Origin of the sequence: Hoskinsella mucinilytica, assembly GCF_045223415.1 — a bacterium.
GTDB classification, from domain to species: Bacteria; Bacillota_I; Bacilli_A; order Erysipelotrichales; family Erysipelotrichaceae; genus Hoskinsella; species Hoskinsella mucinilytica.
In genome coordinates, this window is record NZ_JBEQZJ010000128.1 from 1 (window position 1) to 393 (window position 393).

At 34.1% G+C, this 393-nt stretch carries 1 pseudogene; it reads right to left on the reverse strand.

The features are described from left to right. Window positions 1-381: pseudogene (locus UGRO018_RS17830) on the reverse strand (hypothetical protein); the annotation flags it as partial. Between the last annotated feature and the right edge of the window lie 12 nt (window positions 382-393).

Sequence of the window (393 nt, forward strand, 5' to 3'; positions counted from 1 at the left end):
ATGATTCATGCACACCCAAATGGAATACACTTTCTTCATTTCTTGAAAGTTTGATTTTTGAAATCCTTCCGGTGCGTTTTTCTGCCTTGCCAACATACGACTACAATAATAGATTGCTCGACTTAATAACGGATATTGAGGATCATCCTGATTTTGTGCTTCTAAATTGATGATCAACCCAATCTTTTCTTTTGTACCTTTTTTATTGGGGATAGCAACTTGAAATAATACATCATAACAAATCTTTGAACCGTTGATTTTTTCATCTTCTACGTTCATGCCGAAGATTTTATCACTATCTTCATTTGACCATGATTCCTCGATATAAGATGGTATCTCTTCTATCGATATATCTTGATACTCCTTAACGCATTCTTTCATGATACGTGCTAT